Annotated in this window: 1 protein-coding gene; it reads left to right on the top strand. The window is 40.6% G+C overall.

The genetic code is table 11. The annotated features are described in order from the left end of the window. Positions 1 to 7: 7 nt before the first annotated feature. A partial coding sequence (locus AC1DPZ_RS27695; protein WP_477409585.1) for a phytoene desaturase family protein occupies positions 8 to 1,150 on the top strand: 1,143 nt, incomplete at its 3' end.

Here is a 1,150-nt window from a genome sequence, read left to right as displayed (position 1 = left end):
GCGTACTATGGAACTTACCCTTCCTGGTTTTAAACATGACGTCTGTTCGGCCGTTCATCCTATGGCTCTGGCTTCACCATTTTTTAGTAGTTTGCCATTGCATAATTATGGATTAGAATTTTTACAAGCACCATTTTCCGCAGCTCATCCATTTGACAACGGGCGGGCCGCTTTTTTATCCAGATCAATACAGGAAACTGCTGAAGCATTAGGGAAAGATAAGTCCGCCTATCTAAATTTGCTAAAACCAATAATTAATAACTGGGAAGATATAGCAAACGATTTATTAGGACCGTTAGCTTTACCTAAACATCCATTTGCCTTTGCCCGTTTTGGGTTAAAAGCCTTAACAAGTGCGGCGCATACTGCCAGGCGTTTTGTAACACCAGAGGCCCAAGGCCTGTGGGGCGGGGTATCAGCCCACGCAATACAGCCATTAACTAACCTCGCTACATCCGCAATAGGAATGGTGCTGCTGGCCGTGGGGCATATAAAAGGATGGCCAATACCTGTTGGTGGTTCTCAATCTATTGCTGATGCGTTGGCATCATATTTCATTTCATTAGGTGGTAAAATTGAAACCAATGTATTTATTAACTCTATTGACCAATTGCCGCCTGCCCGGATAGTACTTTTTGATGTTACGCCAAAGCAATTAGTAAATATTGCAGGACGTAAATTTTCATCTTTGTATAAATGGCAATTGGAACGCTATAGATATGGAATGGGCGTTTTTAAAGTTGATTGGGCTCTGAGTGATCCAATCCCCTTTACTGCTCCAGAATGTAACCAGGCTACCACCGTTCACCTGGGTAATACTTTTGAAGAAATAGCTTTTTCAGAGCAACAAACTACCAAAGGTAAGCATGTTGAAAAGCCATTTGTACTTCTTTCTCAACAAAGCATATTTGATAAAACACGCGCACCGGATGGTAAACATACTGCCTGGGCCTATTGTCATGTTCCTAATGGATCAACATTGGATATGACTCAAAATATTGAAAACCAAGTGGAAAGATTTGCTCCTGGATTTAGAGATACTATACTTGCTCGTAATACCATGAATACAATTAAAGTTCATGACTATAATCCTAATTATATTGGGGGAGATATTAATGGTGGTATACTTGATATTAGACAGCTGTATACC

Source organism: Mucilaginibacter sp. P4_G9 (assembly GCF_056400985.1).
The sequence above is the reverse complement of the archived record's forward strand: the minus strand, read 5'-3'. Positions and strand labels throughout refer to the sequence as shown.